The following is a 17,442-nucleotide window of genomic DNA, read 5'->3' as shown; positions in this document are numbered from 1 at the left end:
CGGCCGCAAACGCCCGGGCTCAGGCCCCGCGTTCCGGTCCCTCGTCCGGATCGCGTCGCTTGTCGGAGCCACCGTCATCTGCCGCGCCGTCCCCATCCAGGGTCTCGGGATCGTCGGCATGATGCGCCCGATCCTCGGCCAGCGCCTGGTTAATCAGTGACGACAGGTGCGCACCGCGCTCGGGCGTATCGTCATAGATGAAGCGCAGTTGCGGCACCGAGCGCAGACGCATGCGCTGCCCCAGGGCCCGACGCAGAAAACCGGCGGCGCTGTTCAAGCCCTTCTGCGCCTCCTGACCCTTCTCGGCCCCGCCGAGCTGGGTGAAATACACTCGGGCATACGCCAGATCGCGCGACACCTCGACCCCGGCCAGCGTGATCATGCCGACCCGCGGGTCCTTGACCTCCATGCGGATGAGCTCGGCCAGCTCGCGCTGGATCTGCTCCCCGACACGGTCGGAACGATGGAAGTCGCGGTTACCGGGCATCAGAGCGTCCGGGCCACCTCGACGCGCTGGAAGACCTCGATCTGGTCACCCGCCTTCACGTCGTTGTAGTTCTTCACCGCGATACCACATTCGGTACCGGCCTTGACCTCGTTCACATCGTCCTTGAAGCGACGCAGGCTCTCCAGCTCGCCCTCGTAGATTACGACGTTGTCGCGCAGCACGCGGATCGGGTTGCCCCGCTTGACCGCGCCCTCCATCACCAGACAGCCGGCCACCTGACCAAAGCCCGAGGCCTTGAACACGTCGCGCACCTGCGCCAGGCCGACGATCTCTTCGCGGATCTCGGCCGACAGCAGACCGGACAGCGCCTGCTTCACGTCGTCGATCGCCTCGTAGATCACCGAGTAGTAGCGCACGTCGATCTCGTTCTCCGCCGCGAGGCGCTTCGCGCCCGCATCGGCACGCACGTTGAACGCGATCACGATCGCCTCGGAGGCCATCGCCAGGTTCATGTCGGACTCGGAGATCCCGCCCACGCCGGCGGAGACCACCTTCACGCGGACCTCGTCGGTGGACAGCTTGATCAGCGACTCGCGCAGGGCCTCGGCCGAGCCCTGCACATCCGCCTTGATCAGGATGTTCACGGTCGCGATCTGGCCGTCCTGCATCTGGTTGAAGATGTTCTCCAGCTTCGACGCCTGTTGCGCGGCCAGCTTGCGTTCCCGTTGCTTGGTGTCGCGATGTTCTGCGACCTCGCGGGCCGTCTTGTCATCGGCCACCACCAGCACCTCGTCGCCAGCGTCCGGCACCCCGGACAGGCCCAGGACCTCGACCGGCATCGACGGGCCGACTTCCTTCACGGCCGTGCCGGTGTCGTCGAACATCGCCCGCACGCGGCCGTATTCCTTGCCCGAGAGCACGATGTCGCCGTGCTTGAGCTTGCCGGACTGGACCAGAATGGTCGCGACCGGGCCGCGGCCTTTCTCCAGGCGCGATTCGATGACCACACCCCGCGCCGGACCCTCGTCCGGGGCCTTCAGCTCCATCACCTCGGCCTGCAGCCCCAGGGACTCCAGCAGATCGTCGATCCCCTGGCCGGTATGGGCAGAGACCTGAATGAACTGGGTATCGCCGCCCCAGGACTCGGGGATCACCTCGTGCTGGGCCAGTTCGTTCATGACCCGATCCGGTTCGGCCTCGGGCTTGTCGACCTTGTTGACCGCCACGACCATCGGTACACCCGCAGCCTTCGCATGCTGGATCGCCTCAATGGTCTGCGGCATCACGCCGTCATCCGCCGCAACCACCAGGATCACAATGTCGGTGGATTGGGCGCCGCGGGCACGCATTGCGGTAAACGCGGCATGCCCCGGGGTATCCAGGAAGGTCACGCCATCGTGGTTGTTCTTAACGTGGTAGGCGCCGATGTGCTGGGTAATCCCACCCGCCTCGCCAGAGGCGACCTTCTCCTTGCGGATATAGTCCAGCAGCGAGGTCTTCCCGTGGTCGACGTGACCCATCACGGTCACCACCGGCGGCCGCGGCCGGGCCTCGGCATTCTGCTCGAGACCGGTATCGATCTCGTCCTCGACCGAGGTTTCCTTCGCGGCGATCGGGTTATGCCCCATCTCCTCGACCACCAGCATCGCGGTGTCTTGATCAATCGACTGGTTGATGGTGGCCATCACGCCCATGCCCATCAGGGCCTTGATCAGCTGCGGCGCCTTGATCGCCATCGCCTGGGCCAAGTCGGCCACGGTAATGGTTTCCGGCACCTCGACATCCCGCACCACCGGCGCGGTCGGCTTGGCAAAGCCGTGCTTGCTGGTCACGGCCTGAGCCGCAGCGGACTGGGCCTTGCGGCTCTCGCCCTTCTTGCGGCGACCGCGGCGGTCCCCGGCGACATGCAGCTCCTTGCGCTCGTCCTTACGCCCACCCTTGCGGGCGCCCTTGCCGGCCTTGGCATCGGCTGCCGGGGCAGCCGCCGGAGCGGCCTGCCGCGCTGCGGCTTCGCGCTCCAACCGTGTCTGTTCTTCCTTCTCGCGCTTGGCCTCCTGGGCCTCGAGCTCTTTCGCCCGACGCTTCTGGCGTTCTTCGCGTTCAACGGCTTCCTGCTTGCGCGCGTCGGACGCCTTGCGCTGGGCTTCGCGCTCGGCCTCCACCTGCAGCGCCAGCTGCTCGGTACGGCTGAGCGGACGCTTCGGCTTCTCGGACACGGGTTCCGGTTCGGCAGCGGGCTCCTCGACCGGCGCCTCTTCGGCCACCTCGGGTTCCGGCTCGGCCGGAGTCTCGACGACCGGCTCTTCAGCCTTGGGCTCCTCGACCGGCACCTCTTCGGCGACCGGGGTCTCGTCCTCGACCGGGGCCTCGGGGGCCGTCTCTTCCGCCTGGCCGGCGGCACGGATTTCTTCCGGGGCCTCGGGCGCCGGGGCCTGTTGCTCCTCGGCCACCGGGGCCTCTTCCACCGGGGCCTCGGGCTGCGCCTCGGCCGGCTTGGGCTTGAGGGTCCGCTTCTTGCGCACCTCGACGTTGACCGTCTTGGAGCGCCCCTGGCCGGAACTGACCTTGAGGGTCTGCGCCTGGGTCCGGCGCTTCAGGGTCACGCGCCCTGCGTCGCCCTCGCCATGCGCCTGACGGAGGTGATCGAGCAGCTTGCGCTTTTCGGCATCGGTGATCGCCGCTTCCGGACCATCGACCTCGACGCCCGCCTCCTTGAGCTGAACCATGAGGCGGTCAACCGGTGTTCCCACCGATTCCGCGAATTGCTGCACTGTCATTTGCGCCATGGCGCCTACCTCCATTCCAGATTCTTTTCAGGCCAACCGACAGCCTGTGATACGCGTCCGCGAGACGAGCGACCGGGGCTTACTCCCCGGTTTCGAACCACGGGGCGCGCGCCGTCATAATCAGCGCCGACGCCTCTTCCGTATCCAGGCCGGTCATCTCGACCACGTCGTCGGATGCCTGCTCCGCCAGGTCCTCCATGGTGCACACGCCATGTGACGCCAGCTTGTTCGCCAGCGCCGGGCTCATGCCTTCCATGCCGAGGAGATCCTCCGCGGGCTGATAGCCATCGCCACCCTCGGCCGCGATGGCCTTGGTCAGGAGCGCGTCGCTCGCACGATTGCGCAGCTCCTCGACCATGGCCTCGTCGAACTCCTCGATCGCCAGCAGTTCTGCCTCTTCCACATAGGCCACTTCGTCCAGGGTCGTAAAGCCTTCCTGAACCAGGATGCTGGCAACTTCCTCGTCGACATCCAGGGCCTCCATGAAGAACGCGACCAACTGCTGGGCCTCGGCGTCGCTCTTTTCGGCCGCCTGTTCCTCGGTCATCACGTTCAGTTCCCAGCCGGTCAGCTGGGAGGCCAGGCGGATGTTCTGGCCTCCACGGCCGATGGCCAGCGACAGCTTGTCCTCCTCGACCGCGATATCCATCGACTGCTTGTCCTCGTCGACCACGATCGACAGGACCTCCGCCGGCGACATCGCATTGATCACGAACTGAGCCGGATTCTCGTCCCAGACGATGATGTCGATGCGCTCGCCGGCCAGCTCGTTGGACACCGACTGCACACGCGAGCCGCGCATGCCGACGCAGGCGCCGACCGGATCCAGACGCGGGTCGTTGGAGCGCACCGCAATCTTGGCACGCATACCCGGGTCACGGGCCGCGCCCATGATGTCGATAATGTTCTGGCCGACCTCGGGTACCTCGAGCTTGAACAGCTCCATCAGGAACTCCGGCGCGGTGCGGCTGAGGATCAACTGCGGGCCGCGGGCCTCGGGGCGGATCTCCTTGAGATAGCCGCGCAGCCGGTCATTGGTACGCACGGTCTCGCGCGGGATCATGTGTTCGCGCGGGATCAGGGCCTCGGCGTTGCTCCCGAGGTCCACATAGGTGCCATTGCGATCCGTACGCTTGACGATCCCCATGACCAGCGTGCCAACGCGATCCTGGTACTCCGCGACGACCTTGGCTCGCTCGGCCTCGCGTACTTTCTGCACGATGACCTGCTTCGCGGCCTGGGCCGCAATGCGACCGAAGTCCACGGCCTCGACCGGCTCCTCGATCACGTCGCCGACCTGGGCATCCGGATTCTTCTGCTGGGCATAGGACAGCAGCGTCTGGTATTCCGGGGATTCGAACTCGGGGTCCTCGTCGTCCACCACGGTCCAGCGCCGGAAGGCCTCGTAATCACCCTCCTCGCGGTCGATGCTCACGCGAACGTCCATCTTGCCGCCGTGGTACTTGCGGGTCGCCATCGCCAGGGCCGATTCCAGGGCTTCGAAGATGATGTCCTTCTCCACTCCTTTCTCGTTCGCCACAGCATCAGCGACCAGCAGGATCTCCTTGTTCATGTCTTGCCTCTCCGCACTCGGCAGTTGCCTGCCGATTCAACAAAAAGCGTAGCAGCGCCCTGGACTACAGCTATTTTTTATAGCTGCTCAAGGACACGCGCGTTGTGGATCGCGGCCAGCGGCAGCTCGTAGGCCATGCCGTCCACTTCCACCTCGATCATCGGGTCTTCCACCGACAGCAGTACGCCACGGAAATTGCGGCGGTCATGCTCCGGCCATGCCAGACGCACCTTCACCGGATGACCGATGTAGCTCCGGAACTGCTCGGGGGTAAACAGAGGGCGTTCGATACCGGGACTGGACACCTCCAGGGTGTAGTTCCCCTTCAGAGCCTCCTCGACCTCGATGACCGCACCGGCCTGATCGCTGACGCGCGCGCAATCGTCCACAGTGACGCCATTCTCGCCATCGATATAGATCCGCAGGACAGGCGGCGTGGAACCGGAGTGGTACTCCAGCCCCCACAGCTGCATGCCTTCCCCCTCGACAACCGGGGTCAGCAGTGTTTTCAGTTGTTCAGCCTTCTGCGACAAGGGCGTCTCGATCGACTCCGTCCCGCGGGCGGGACCCAGAAACAAAAAAAGGGCGCCGAACGCCCCTCGTACACCTCTCAAGATGACTGCAGCGAAACATCCGCTGCGAGGCGCGCGGGAGCGCGGCCTTAAGGACGGCGGGCCGACCGCGAGCAGTTGCGACCGGACCATCGGTCCTTAACAAAAAGGCCCCGTACGGGGCCTCTCTGACAATTGGTAGCGGGGGCAGGATTTGAACCTGCGACCTTCGGGTTATGAGCCCGACGAGCTGCCAGACTGCTCCACCCCGCATCCGAGACGCAGAACTATACCAAAGCGGCGACCCGCCCCGCAAGGCCTGTCGCCGATTATTTATCGTGCCCGGCGCTGGCCAGCCCGCAGGTGTGGGCGCAGGTCGTAGCGCCAGATGTATCCGGGCAGGGCAAACATCGCGAACAGCGACAGGGTGATCACGTAGAACTCCCAGCCCTGCGGATGGATGCCGCCCGTCGCCTGGAACTCCAGCCCCTTCCCGATTGCGCCGATCACGATATACAGCACTAGCCATTCGCCAATACGGGTCCACGGACCCTTGATGCCACTCTCCGGCAACACCATCAGGCCGATACGATCACTGAGCCAGGGCAGGTTGGCGCTGATAAACGCCACCACCACATACCCCCAGACTAGAACATCAAACGGAATCCACTGTGTCACGAGTTACCCGATAATTGCGTAGTGGGTTAAAGACAGCAGCAGACCCGGGAAAATTCCCAACAGCAGTACCGCAAGCCCATTAATGCTAAGCGCAGCGGCCAGCGCACCGGACGGCTGGACCGGCTCCTCCGCACCTTCCTGGGGTTCGTCGAAGAACATCATCTTGACCACACGCAGGTAGTAGAAGGCACCAATGATCGAGAAGATCACCGCGACGATCGCCAGCCAGACCAGTTCCGCGCCCACAGCGGCCTGGATCACCGCCAGCTTGGCGTAGAAGCCGACCGTCGGCGGTACACCGGCCATGGAGAACAACAGCAGCAGCATGATGAACGCAAACCAGGGGTTGCGCTTGGCGAGCCCCTTGAAGTCATCGATCTGGTCCGCTTCGTACCCCTTGCGCGACAGGAACACGATCATTCCGAAACCACCGGCGGCCGTGATCGCGTAGACGATCACGTAGAACATTGCGGAGGCGTACCCGCTGTCGGTGCCCGCCAGGATCCCCATGAACAGGAACCCGATATGGGCAATGGTCGAATAGGCCAGCATGCGCTTGATGCTGGTCTGGGCGATGGCGATCACGTTGCCCACTGCGAGCGACAGGACCGCGAGGATAATCAGCATGCCTTGCCAGTCGGCGTGCAGTGGACCCATGCCTTCCACCAGCAGCCGCATCAGGAAGGCGAATGCCGCAATCTTCGGCGCCGTGGCGATGAACAGCGTGACCGCCGTGGGGGCACCGTCGTAGACGTCCGGCACCCACATATGGAACGGCACCGCCCCCAGCTTGAACGCGATGGCGACCACCAGGAACACCAGACCGAAGACCAGCGGGACGTTCATGCTCTCGTCCGCAGCCACCAATTCGGCGGCGATCACGGCGATATCCAGCGAACCGGTCATGCCATAGATTATGGACATGCCGTAGAGCAGCAAACCGGATGCCAGCGCACCCAGCACGAAGTACTTCATGGCCGCCTCGGTGGCGCGCGAGTTGTCGCGCCAGAACGCGACCAGCGCGTAGGACGACAGCGACAGCAACTCCAGGCCCAGGTACAGGGTCAGCAAGTTGTGTCCCGAGATCATGATCATCATGCCGAGCACCGCGAACAGGCCCAGCACGTAGAACTCGCCCTTGTGGATGCCGCGCTCCATCAGGTACGGACGCGAATACAGGAAGACCAGGAAGCTGGTCACGTACACCGCCACCTTCAGGATGTCGGCCATCGGGTCCTTCACGAAGGTATCCGAGAAGGTCAGGACCGTCTCCGGCCCCATCATCCACAGTGTCAGACCCGCCGCCGCGACCAGGGTCGCCTGCACCAGGCCGTAGGTGACATCACGCCGCGAATCCGGCAGGAACGCGTCGATCACCAGGATCAGGCACGCCATCCCGAGCACGAACATCTCGGGCACGGCGGGGAGGAAATTGGGGATCTCGAAATTCATGTCAGGCGCCCCTTCAGAGCTTCGACTGCGCGATATGCGCCACGAGGTGGTCGATGGTCGCGTTCATCACATCCAGCAGCGGGGCCGGCCATACGCCCAGCAGCAGCGTGAAGAAGGCCAGCACGCCCATCAGGAAGAACTCGCGGCGATTCATGTCGGAAAGACCGGCCACGTTCTCGTTGGCCACCGCGCCGAAGATCACGCGCTTGACCAGCCACAGGGTGTAGCCAGCGGCCAGGATCAGGGTGGTCGCGGCGAGGAAGGCGATCCAGAAATCCGCCTTGAACGCGGCCAGGATGACCATGAACTCGCCGACGAACCCGGACGTGCCCGGCAGGCCGGTGTTGGCCATGGCGAACAGCACGAAGAACGCGGCGAACCACGGCATGGTGTTCACCACGCCGCCGTAGTCGGCGATCTGCCGGCTGTGCAACCGGTCATACAGGACGCCGACCGCGAGGAACATCGCCGCCGAGATGAAGCCATGCGAGATCATCTGCACCATGCCGCCGGCGATCCCCAGCGAGGCGCCTTCCCAGTCACCGGTGTTGGAGTAGATGTAGAACGCGAGGAAGAAGCCCAGGGTCACGAAGCCCATGTGCGCGATCGACGAATACGCGATCAGCTTCTTCATGTCACTCTGGATCAGTGCCACCAGGCCGATGTAGACGATCGCGATCAGCGACAGCACGATCATCATGGTGTCCAGCACGGCGCTGGCATCCGGGGTGATCGGCAGCGAGAAGCGCAGGAAGCCATAGCCCCCGATCTTCAGCATGATCGCGGCCAGGATCACCGAGCCGCCAGTGGGCGCCTCCACGTGGGCATCCGGCAGCCAGGTGTGTACCGGGAACATCGGGATCTTCACCGCGAACGCCATGAAGAACGCGAGGAAGATCAGGATCTGCGCGGTCAGGCCGATCTGCAGGGCATGGAAATCCTGGATCAGGAAGCTGCCGGACTGGATGTACATCCAGATCAGCGCGACCAGCATGAACACTGAACCGAGGAAGGTGTAGAGGAAGAACTTGAGGGTGGCGTAGACGCGCCGCGGACCGCCCCAGATCCCGATCACCAGGAACATCGGGATCAGCATCGCCTCGAAGAACACGTAGAACAGCACCGCATCCATCGATGCGAACATGCCAATCATCAGGCCTTCCATCACCAGCATCGCGGCCATGTAGTAGGCAATGCGGTCCTTCACCGATTCCCACGCGGCAACCACGACGACCACGGTGATCAGCGTGGTCAGCAGGATCAGCGGCATGGAGATGCCGTCCACACCCAGGTGGTAGTTCACGTTGAACGCCGGGATCCAGGAGGCCAGCTCCTGGAACTGCATCTCGGCGGTCCCCCGCTCGAACACGAACCAGAGCGGCAGGCTGACGACAAAGGTCGCTACGGCCACCGCGAGCCCGAGCCGACGCGCCACACGGGGCGCGTCGCGCCCGGCGGCGAGCACCAGGAAGCCACCGAGAATCGGCAGCCAGATCAACAGACTCAAGATAGGCCAGTCAGCAAACATGGTCGTTCCTTGAAACAGCGATGGGCTTCGAGCGCATGGGTGTCGAAGCCGCTCAGATCACGAAGGCGAACATCAGGACCAGCAGGCCGATGATCATCACGAACGCGTAGTGGTAGAGGAAGCCGGACTGCATGTGGCGGACACGCGACGAGATCCAGCCGATCGAGCGCGCCGTGCCATTGACCAGCAAGCCGTCGATAATCAGCGCGTCACCATAGCGCCACAGCGCCCGCCCGAGACGCACCGACCCCCCGGCAAAGAACCAGTCGTTGAAGCGGTCGAAGCCGTACTTGTCCTCGAGGATGCGCACCCCGAGCTTCAGGCGCTCGGCGATCAACGCCGGCAGTTCCGGGCGCTTCATGTACAGGTACCAGGCGGTCGCCAGGCCGGCCATTGCCAGCCAGAACGCCGGCAGCATCAGACCGTGCAGTACAAAGCCGATGACCCCGGTGTAGGTCTCGCCCTTGGTCGCCAGCACATCCTGCTCCGGCAACACGAACAGGCTGTTGGCGAAGAAGTCACCAAACAACATCGGACCGATGAAGTAGCCAGCCACGACCGACGGGATCGCCAGCAGGATCAGCGGCACGGTCACCACCCACGGCGACTCCTTCGGCTGCAACGGACCGTGGTGGTGGTCATCGCCATGCTCATCGTCGTGTTCGTCGCCGTGGTCCGGCATGTACTTGTGTGCCTGGTCATAGCGCTCCTCGCCATGGAACACCATGAAGAACATGCGGAAGGTGTACAGCGCGGTGACGAACACCCCGGCCAGCACCAGCCAGTAGGCGAACGTGGCCCCCGGGGTTTCGGAATAGCCCACCGCCTCGATGATCGCGTCCTTGGAGAAGAACCCGGAGAAGAACGGGAAGCCGATCAGGGCCAGCGAACCAATCAGCGCGGTCACGTAGGTGATCGGCATGTACCGACGCAGGCCGCCCATCGCGCGCATGTCCTGCAGGTGGTGCATGGCGATGATCACCGAGCCGGCCGCCAGGAACAGCAGCGCCTTGAAGAAGGCGTGGGTCATCAGGTGGAACAGCCCCGCGGCGTACGCCGACGCCCCCAGAGCCACGGTCATGTAACCCAGCTGGGACAACGTCGAATAGGCGACCACGCGCTTGATGTCGTTCTGCACCAGACCGATCAGGCCCATGAAGAACGCAGTGATCGCGCCGATGATGAGAATGAACGACAGCGCCGCGACCGAGAACTCGTACAGCGGCGACATGCGCGCGACCATGAAGATGCCCGCGGTCACCATGGTGGCCGCGTGGATCAGCGCGGAGATCGGCGTCGGGCCTTCCATGGAATCCGGCAGCCAGACATGCAGCGGCACCTGGGCGGATTTCCCCATCGCACCGATGAACAGGAAGATCAGGGCCAGATCCAGCAGGCCGAAGGTCCAGCCCGGCCAGATGGTGATCGTGGCCTCGCTCATCGCCTGGCCTTCGGCGAACACCTCGGTGTAGTTGAGGCTGCCGGTATAGAACACCAGCGCGGCGATGCCGATCAGGAAGCCGAAGTCCCCGACGCGGTTCACGATGAACGCCTTCATGTTCGCGTAGGTCGCGGTCGGGCGCTTGTACCAGAAGCCAATCAGCAGATAGGAGACCAAGCCCACGGCCTCCCAGCCGAAGAACAGCTGCATGAAGTTGTTCGCCATCACCAGCATCAGCATGGAGAAGGTGAACAACGAGATGTACGCAAAGAAGCGCTGATAGCCCGGATCGTCCTTCATGTACCCGATGGTGTAGATGTGCACCATCAGGGAGACGAAGGTGACCACGAGCATCATCATCGCGGTCAGGTTGTCGACCAGGAACCCGACTTCGAACTGGATGCCGTCCGACACCAGCCAGGTGTAGAGGGTCTCGTTGTAGACCCCGGCATCCCCGAAGACATGGGCCCAGAAGACCACCACAGACAGGATGAACGACACCGCCACCCCCAGGATGGTGACGGTGTGCGCTCCGGCACGGCCAATCTGGCGACCGAACAGGCCAGCGGCGATCGCGCCGAACAGCGGCGCCAGAACAATGAGTAGATAGATCGTATCCATGGCCGGTTATCCCTTCATTGCATCCATGTCCTGGACGTTGATGGTTCCGCGATTACGGAACAGCAACACCAGGATGGCGAGGCCGATGGCCGCCTCGGCCGCGGCGACGGTCAGGATGAAGAACACGAACACCTGGCCCGCGAGGTCCTGCAGGAAAAACGAGAAGGCAATGAAGTTGATGTTCACCGCGAGCATCATCAGCTCGATGCACATCAACAGCACGATCACGTTTTTCCGGTTCAGGAAGATCCCGGCCACGCTAATGGAAAACAAAAGCGCGGCCAGCACCAGGTAGTGCTCTAGCGTAATCATGTTCTAGCCCTGAGTTCTTTCGGGGACGTTGGCCGCCCCCGGTGTCCGGGTCCCGGCGCGCGGCCGGGATGCCTGTGTACTCGGTGTGCCTACTTCGAGCCGTCGTCCCTGCCCGGGGCGTTCGCCCCGGACCCCTGCGCACCCCGGCGCGGGGCTTCTTTCTTCTCCGACGGCATGGCGACCATGCGCACCCGCCCTTCGCGGGAGACCGCCATCTGCTTGCCCGGGTCGATCGACTTGTTATCCGGCCGCTTGCGCATGGTCAGCGAGATCGCGGCGATGATCGCGACCAGCAGGATGACCGCGGCGATCTCGAACGGATAGACGTACTCGGTGTACAGGATCGCGCCCAGGGCCTCGGTGTTGGCGTACTCGGGGCCGGCCCGCTCGGGGGCGTCCATGGTGATGTAGCGGGTAATCACCAGCACCAGCACGGTGGCCATGGCCAGCGCGACCACGATCCCCGCCGGCAGATACTCGGCGAAGCCCTCGCGCAGTTTGGCGAGGTTGATGTCCAGCATCATCACCACGAACAGGAACAGCACCATGACCGCGCCGACGTACACCAGCACCAGGACGATGCCCAGGAACTCGGCCTCCGCCATGACCCACAATGCCGCGGCGGCAACAAAGCAAAGCACCAGGAACAGCGCCGCATGCACCGGGTTGCGCACGCTGATCATCGCCAGCGCCCCTCCCAGCAGGATCGCACCGAACAGGTAGAAAAGGACAAGCTCGAAGGTCATGAGGCGTTCCCTGCGTTACCGGTAGGGGGCGTCGACCGCGCGGGCCTGCGCGATCTCTTTCTCGAAGCGGTCACCAATGGCCAGGAGCTTGTCCTTGGTCATGATCTGCTCGCCCCGGTTCTCGAAGTGGTACTCGAACAGGTGCGTCTCGACGATGGAATCCACCGGACAGGCCTCTTCGCAGAAGCCGCAGAAGATGCACTTGAACAGGTCAATGTCGTAGCGCGTGGTCCGCCGCGTGCCGTCGTCGCGCTCCTCGGAGTCGATAGTGATTGCCAGCGCCGGGCACACCGCCTCGCACAGCTTGCAGGCGATGCAGCGCTCTTCGCCGTTGGGATAACGGCGCAGGGCGTGCAGCCCGCGGAAGCGCGGCGACATCGGCGTCTTCTCGTCCGGGTATTGCACGGTGAACTTGCGGCTCAACAGGTAACGCCCGGTCAGGCGCAGCCCCAGCAGCAGCTCGAAGAACAGGAAACTCTTGAAGAAACGGCGCACGGCTTTCATCACGATCTCCTCAGGCGAACCACGGGCCGACGTTGAACGCGACCAGCACGCCCTCGACAAACAGCCAGACGATGGTCACCGGGATCAGGACCTTCCAGCCCAGGCGCATGATCTGGTCATAGCGATAGCGCGGGAAGGTGGCGCGGAACCACAGGAAGGCGAACAGGAACACCGCCGTCTTGAACAGGAACCAGTGAATCCCGTGATCCAGCAGCGCCCCGATCACCGGCCAGTCGAACACGGCGGCCGGCAGGATGCCCTGGAACGGCGACAGCCAGCCCCCCAGGAACAGGATCGCGGTCAGCGCCGAGATCAGGATCATGTTGGCGTATTCGGCCAGGAAGAACACTGCGAACGCCATGCCGGAGTATTCCACATGGAACCCGGCCACGATCTCGGACTCGCCCTCCGCGACGTCGAAGGGCGCACGGTTGGTCTCCGCGATCCCGGAGATGAAGTACACGAAGAACATCGGCAGCAGCGGCAGCAGGAACCAGTGGTACATGCTCCCGGACTGCGCCTCGATGATCCCGCCCACGTTCAGGGTGCCGGCAGCCATCAGCACGCCCACCAGGGCAAAGCCCATCGCGATCTCGTAGGAGACCAGTTGCGCGGCCGAGCGCAGCGAGCCCAGCAGCGCGTACTTCGAGTTCGAGGCCCAGCCCGCGATGATGATGCCGTACACACCGAGGGAGGTCAGGGCCAGCAGATACAGCAGGCCGGCGTTCACGTCCGCCAGGGCCCCGCCGTCGAAAAACGGAACCACCGCCCAGGCCGCCAAAGCCGGCGCAATCGTAAGCACCGGGGCGCTGAGGAACAGGAAGCGATTGGCGTTGGTCGGGAGGATGACCTCCTTGGTCAACAGCTTCAGGGCGTCCGCGATCGGCTGCAGCCAGCCGCGCGGGCCCACCCGGTTCGGGCCGATGCGCACGTGGGCGTAACCGATGACCTTGCGTTCGGCGAAGGTCGTGTAGGCCACGGCCAGCATTAGCGGGATCACGATCAGCTGAATGCCGATCAGGATCTGCATGACCGTCGGAAGGCTGTAGAAGAGGTTCATCATCCAGTCGAACATGTCTTAAGTCCCTCAGGCCCGCGCCAGCGTGACCGTGGTGTTCGGCAGGCCGAGGGCCCCCATGGCCGCGGAACCCGCAAAGGTCACGGCCAGACCCGGCGGCACCGAATCGTCCAGCAACAGGGTCAACTCCGTTTCGGCCTTGCCCTGACGCAGTCGCACGCGGCTGCCATGGGCGTGCTCGCCGGCGGACTCGGGATGCACCAGCACGCTCTCGGCCAGCAGCCCCTCGGGGCTGGTCTGCAGCGGCTCGGCACGGCGCACCAGCGGATCACCGCTGTAGAGCGCGGCCGCCTGCACACGGTACAGCCCGTCGCCCGCGCCGCCCTCGGGCACCTCTACCTGTACCTTGTTGAGGTTCACGCCGGTATCGAAGCTGGCATCCGCCAGCTGGCCCTTCAGCTCGTCCCGCACCGCGGGCGAATCCAGGTAATCGAAGCCGCTCTGGTCGAGCAGATTGCCGAGCACGCGCCAGACCTTCCAGCCCGGCCGGGCGTCATCGGGGGCGCGCGAGGCGGCGCGGAAACTCTGCCAACGGCCCTCGGCGTTCACGAAGGTCCCGGATTGCTCAAAGCTTGTGGCGATCGGCAGCAGCACATCTGCCACAGCCTCCAGTTCAGGTGTGGCGAAGCTGTTCAGGGCGACCACCAGACCGGCACGCTCCAGGGCTGCCTGGAAGGCCGCCGGATCGACCCCATCGCGGCCCGGCTCCAGCCCGGCGATCACGAATGCATCGCGTCCCTGCTCGAGCATCTCGGCGGCATTCGTACCGGCGACATCCAGCTCCGCCCCACCCGGGCCACGATGCGGCAGGACGCCAGCCAGCCAGGCACCCGCGGCATTCGCGCCCTGCGGCAGGTAGCCCAGGCTGGCACCGGTATGTTTGGCGATCCAGCCTGCAAGGGCCCGCAACGTGGCAAAGGCTGGCCCGTTGATTGCAGCGGCGCCCAGCAGCACATGGCCTCGCTTCGCGTCCAGCAGCGCCCGGGCTGCACGTTCGAAGGCTTCCCGCGTCTCGCCGTCGTCTGTCGCGGCCGCCTTGACGATCTTCTCCAGCTTTTTGGGCAGCGACTTGCCGGCCGCGGCGAGCTGCCCGGCGATCCCGGCGAGCGCCAGGACCTGGTCATGCTCGTCGCCGACCAGCTGGGCCTGAACCGGATAGGTCAGGTCCAGCAGCATGTCGTTGATCAGGCTCACATGTGCACCACGCGAGGCCGCCTTGCGCAGGCGGTGTGCCAGCAACGGCTGCTCGCGACGCGGGTTGCTGCCCACCAGCAGAACGGCATCCGCGTTTTCGAGCTCGCCAATTGCGACCCCCAGATACGGGAACAGCGGGGCCGCCGCCTCGTCGCGGAAATCGCGCTGATTCACGCGGTGATCGATGTCGGTGACACCCATGCCCCGCAGCACTTTTTGCGCCAGGTAGTGTTCTTCCAGCGAAAGCGAGGGCGACAGCAGCGCACCGATGCGATCCGGGGCCACTTCCTTCAGGCCCTCGACGGCGTAGCTCAATGCGGTCTCCCAGGAGACCTCCTGCCACTGGCCGTCGACCTTGATCCGTGGGCGGGTCAGTCGATCCTCCGCATACAGACCGGTGTAGCTGAAGCGATCGCGGTCGGAGATCCAGGTCTCGTTGACCGCGTCGTTCTCGCGCGGGACGACCCGCATCGCACGGCCGTCGTCGGTATGCAGGAACAGGTTGGAGCCGACCGCGTCATGCGGGGCAATCGTCGCCGCCTGCGCGTATTCCCAGGCACGCGCGCTGTAGCGCGACGGCTTGGCAGTCAGCGCCCCCACCGGGCACAGGTCGATCACGTTGCCGGAGAGCTCGTGGGCCACGGTCTTCTCGACGTAGGTGCCGATGCGCATGTGCTCGCCGCGTCCGGTCGCGCCCAGCTCGCGCACCCCGGCGATCTCCTCGCCGAAGCGCACACAACGGGTGCAGTGGATGCAGCGGGTCATCTCGGTCTCGATCAGCGGACCGATGTCCTTGTCCTTCACCACGCGCTTGGCTTCGGTATAGGTGGACACGCTCTCGCCGTAGCCCATGGCCACGTCCTGCAGCTCGCACTCGCCGCCCTGGTCACAGATCGGGCAGTCCAGCGGATGGTTGATCAGCAGGAACTCCATGGTCCCCTTCTGCGCGCGCAGCGCCAGCGGGGACTGGGTGTACACCTTCATGCCGTCCATCACCGGCGTGGCGCAGGCCGGCAGCGGCTTGGGTGCCTTTTCCACCTCGACCAGACACATACGGCAGTTGGCCGCCACCGACAGCTTCTTGTGGTAGCAGAACCGCGGAATGCGGATATCGGCATCATCGGCGACATCGATGAGCATGGCGCCCTTGGGCGCCTCCACCGTACGGCCGTCAATCTCGATGCTGACCAGATCTTGTTTCTGATCCTGACTCATGCTCGATTCCTGATGCGATGGCGCGGTAGAGCGTCAGGCGGCGTCTGCCACCGGGCTCCGGCCGTGCTGGATGTAGTATTCGAATTCGTGGCGGAAATGCTTGACGAAGCTGCGCACCGGCATGGCGGCGGCGTCGCCCAGGGCGCAGATGGTATGGCCCTCGATCTTGCTGGCCACGTCGTCCAGCCGTTCCAGGTCCTCGGGTCGGCCCTGGCCCTCGACGATGCGAGTGAGCATGCGGTAGAGCCACCCAGTCCCCTCGCGGCAGGGCGTGCACTGGCCACAGGACTCGGAGAAATAGAAGCGAGAGATCCGCTGCAGGGACTTCACCATGTCGGCGGTCTCGTCCATCACGATCACCGCCCCGGAACCCAGCATGGAGCCGGCATGCGCGATGGAATCGAAGTCCATGTTGGCCTTCAGCATCACGTCGCCCGGCACCACCGGCACCGATGATCCGCCCGGGATCACCGCCTTCAGCTTGCGCCCGTTCAGTACACCGCCGGCCATTTCCAGCAGATCCTGGAACGGAGTGCCCAGTGGGATCTCGAAGTTGCCCGGCTTGTTCACATGCCCGGACACCGAGAACAGCTTCTCGCCCCCGGACTTGGGCACACCCAGATCCGCGAACCACTGGCCGCCATTGCGGATGATCGACGGGATCGAGGCGAGCGACTCGGTGTTATTGATCGTGGTCGGCTTGCCGTACAGGCCGTAGTTGGCCGGAAACGGGGGCTTGAAGCGCGGCTGGCCCTTCTTGCCTTCCAGCGATTCCAGCAGTGCCGTCTCTTCGCCACAGATATAGGCACCGGCCCCCAGCGACGGATGCAGATCGAAGTCCACCCCCGAGCCGAAGATGTCCTTGCCGAGGTAGCCGGCTTCGTAGGCCTCCTGCAGCGCGGCCGTAAAACGCGTGTTCACTTCGTCCATGAACTCGCCGCGCATGTAGTTGTAGCCCACCGTCGCGCCGATCGCATAGCCGGCGATGGCCATGCCCTCGATCAGGGCGTGCGGGTTGTACATCAGGATCTCGCGATCCTTGCAAGTCCCCGGCTCGGATTCGTCCGAGTTGCAGACGATGTACTTTTGCCCCGGGCTGTTGCGCGGCATGAACGACCACTTGAGACCGGTCGGGAAACCCGCGCCACCGCGGCCGCGGAGGTTGGAGGTCTTGACCTCCTCGATCACGTCCTCGGGGGCCATCTTGCCCTTGTAGACCTTCTCCAGCGCCTGATAGCCGCCGACGCTCTTGTAGGTCTCGAGCGCGGCGGCGTTATCCAGGTAACGCGTCGCAAAGCAGATCTGGTTGGCCATG

The 17,442-nt window shown here is 64.4% G+C and carries 14 protein-coding genes and 1 tRNA gene; all 15 read right to left on the bottom strand.

What is annotated here, in order from left to right; translation table 11 throughout:
* Positions 1-19: 19 nt before the first annotated feature.
* The gene (rbfA, locus tag G315_RS0111150) at positions 20-487 is read right to left on the bottom strand and encodes a 30S ribosome-binding factor RbfA (protein WP_018146220.1); all 468 of its coding nucleotides are present in this window, start codon (positions 485-487) and stop codon (positions 20-22) included.
* Positions 487-3,249 carry a translation initiation factor IF-2 gene (gene infB, locus G315_RS0111145; protein WP_196799827.1) on the bottom strand — a complete coding sequence of 921 codons (2,763 nt, stop codon included), beginning with the start codon at positions 3,247-3,249 and terminating at the stop codon, positions 487-489. The genes rbfA and infB overlap by 1 nt, the downstream gene beginning before the upstream one ends.
* A gap of 64 nt (positions 3,250-3,313) precedes the next feature.
* The gene (gene nusA, locus G315_RS0111140; protein ID WP_018146222.1) at positions 3,314-4,807 is read right to left on the bottom strand and encodes a transcription termination factor NusA; all 1,494 of its coding nucleotides are present in this window, start codon (positions 4,805-4,807) and stop codon (positions 3,314-3,316) included.
* Between the two features lie 77 nt (positions 4,808-4,884).
* On the bottom strand, positions 4,885-5,340 hold the full coding sequence (rimP, locus tag G315_RS0111135) for a ribosome maturation factor RimP (RefSeq protein ID WP_018146223.1): 456 nt from the start codon (positions 5,338-5,340) through the stop codon (positions 4,885-4,887).
* Positions 5,341-5,554: 214 nt separating this feature from the next.
* A tRNA-Met gene (locus G315_RS0111130) sits at positions 5,555-5,631 on the bottom strand.
* Between the two features lie 60 nt (positions 5,632-5,691).
* Positions 5,692-6,036, bottom strand: a complete 345-nt coding sequence (locus G315_RS0111125; protein ID WP_026182153.1) for a DUF2818 family protein — start codon at positions 6,034-6,036, stop codon at positions 5,692-5,694.
* Positions 6,037-6,039: 3 nt separating this feature from the next.
* A complete protein-coding gene (gene nuoN / locus G315_RS0111120; RefSeq protein ID WP_018146225.1) occupies positions 6,040-7,488 on the bottom strand; it encodes an NADH-quinone oxidoreductase subunit NuoN in 1,449 nt (482 codons plus the stop codon).
* Positions 7,489-7,501: 13 nt separating this feature from the next.
* Positions 7,502-9,016, bottom strand: a complete 1,515-nt coding sequence (locus tag G315_RS0111115; protein WP_018146226.1) for an NADH-quinone oxidoreductase subunit M — start codon at positions 9,014-9,016, stop codon at positions 7,502-7,504.
* A gap of 52 nt (positions 9,017-9,068) precedes the next feature.
* Entirely contained in the window at positions 9,069-11,078 is a 2,010-nt protein-coding gene (nuoL, locus tag G315_RS0111110) for an NADH-quinone oxidoreductase subunit L (protein WP_018146227.1), read from the bottom strand.
* Between the two features lie 6 nt (positions 11,079-11,084).
* The gene (gene nuoK / locus G315_RS0111105; RefSeq protein WP_018141813.1) at positions 11,085-11,390 is read right to left on the bottom strand and encodes an NADH-quinone oxidoreductase subunit NuoK; all 306 of its coding nucleotides are present in this window, start codon (positions 11,388-11,390) and stop codon (positions 11,085-11,087) included.
* Between the two features lie 89 nt (positions 11,391-11,479).
* Positions 11,480-12,136, bottom strand: coding sequence for an NADH-quinone oxidoreductase subunit J (locus tag G315_RS0111100; RefSeq protein WP_018146228.1), 657 nt, complete (start codon positions 12,134-12,136; stop codon positions 11,480-11,482).
* 15 nt (positions 12,137-12,151) lie between these two features.
* Positions 12,152-12,640, bottom strand: coding sequence for an NADH-quinone oxidoreductase subunit NuoI (gene nuoI, locus G315_RS0111095; protein ID WP_018146229.1), 489 nt, complete (start codon positions 12,638-12,640; stop codon positions 12,152-12,154).
* 10 nt (positions 12,641-12,650) lie between these two features.
* Entirely contained in the window at positions 12,651-13,715 is a 1,065-nt protein-coding gene (gene nuoH / locus G315_RS0111090) for an NADH-quinone oxidoreductase subunit NuoH (RefSeq protein WP_018146230.1), read from the bottom strand.
* A 12-nt stretch (positions 13,716-13,727) separates the two neighbouring features.
* Positions 13,728-16,127: an NADH-quinone oxidoreductase subunit NuoG gene (gene nuoG / locus G315_RS0111085; protein WP_018146231.1), complete on the bottom strand. Its 2,400-nt coding sequence runs from the start codon at positions 16,125-16,127 to the stop codon at positions 13,728-13,730.
* Positions 16,128-16,160: 33 nt separating this feature from the next.
* A complete protein-coding gene (nuoF, locus tag G315_RS0111080; RefSeq protein ID WP_018146232.1) occupies positions 16,161-17,441 on the bottom strand; it encodes an NADH-quinone oxidoreductase subunit NuoF in 1,281 nt (426 codons plus the stop codon).
* Between the last annotated feature and the right edge of the window lies 1 nt (position 17,442).

This window comes from Thioalkalivibrio sp. AKL7 (assembly GCF_000381705.1).
Classification (GTDB): Bacteria; Pseudomonadota; Gammaproteobacteria; order Ectothiorhodospirales; family Ectothiorhodospiraceae; genus Thioalkalivibrio; species Thioalkalivibrio versutus.
Note: the sequence above shows the minus strand (reverse complement) of the source record. Positions and strands in the feature narration are given on the sequence as shown.

Bases quoted from the DNA above. Each gene is read 5' to 3' on its own strand.
- nuoK (WP_018141813.1), bottom strand. From the start codon at position 11,390: ATGATTACGCTAGAGCACTACCTGGTGCTGGCCGCGCTTTTGTTTTCC.
- infB (WP_196799827.1), bottom strand. From the start codon at position 3,249: ATGGAGGTAGGCGCCATGGCGCAAATGACAGTGCAGCAATTCGCGGAA.
- nuoG (WP_018146231.1), bottom strand. From the start codon at position 16,127: ATGAGTCAGGATCAGAAACAAGATCTGGTCAGCATCGAGATTGACGGC.
- G315_RS0111100 (WP_018146228.1), bottom strand. From the start codon at position 12,136: ATGACCTTCGAGCTTGTCCTTTTCTACCTGTTCGGTGCGATCCTGCTG.
- nuoI (WP_018146229.1), bottom strand. From the start codon at position 12,640: ATGAAAGCCGTGCGCCGTTTCTTCAAGAGTTTCCTGTTCTTCGAGCTG.
- rbfA (WP_018146220.1), bottom strand. From the start codon at position 487: ATGCCCGGTAACCGCGACTTCCATCGTTCCGACCGTGTCGGGGAGCAG.
- nuoN (WP_018146225.1), bottom strand. From the start codon at position 7,488: ATGAATTTCGAGATCCCCAATTTCCTCCCCGCCGTGCCCGAGATGTTC.
- nusA (WP_018146222.1), bottom strand. From the start codon at position 4,807: ATGAACAAGGAGATCCTGCTGGTCGCTGATGCTGTGGCGAACGAGAAA.
- G315_RS0111115 (WP_018146226.1), bottom strand. From the start codon at position 9,016: ATGTTTGCTGACTGGCCTATCTTGAGTCTGTTGATCTGGCTGCCGATT.
- nuoH (WP_018146230.1), bottom strand. From the start codon at position 13,715: ATGTTCGACTGGATGATGAACCTCTTCTACAGCCTTCCGACGGTCATG.
- nuoF (WP_018146232.1), bottom strand. From the start codon at position 17,441: ATGGCCAACCAGATCTGCTTTGCGACGCGTTACCTGGATAACGCCGCC.
- nuoL (WP_018146227.1), bottom strand. From the start codon at position 11,078: ATGGATACGATCTATCTACTCATTGTTCTGGCGCCGCTGTTCGGCGCG.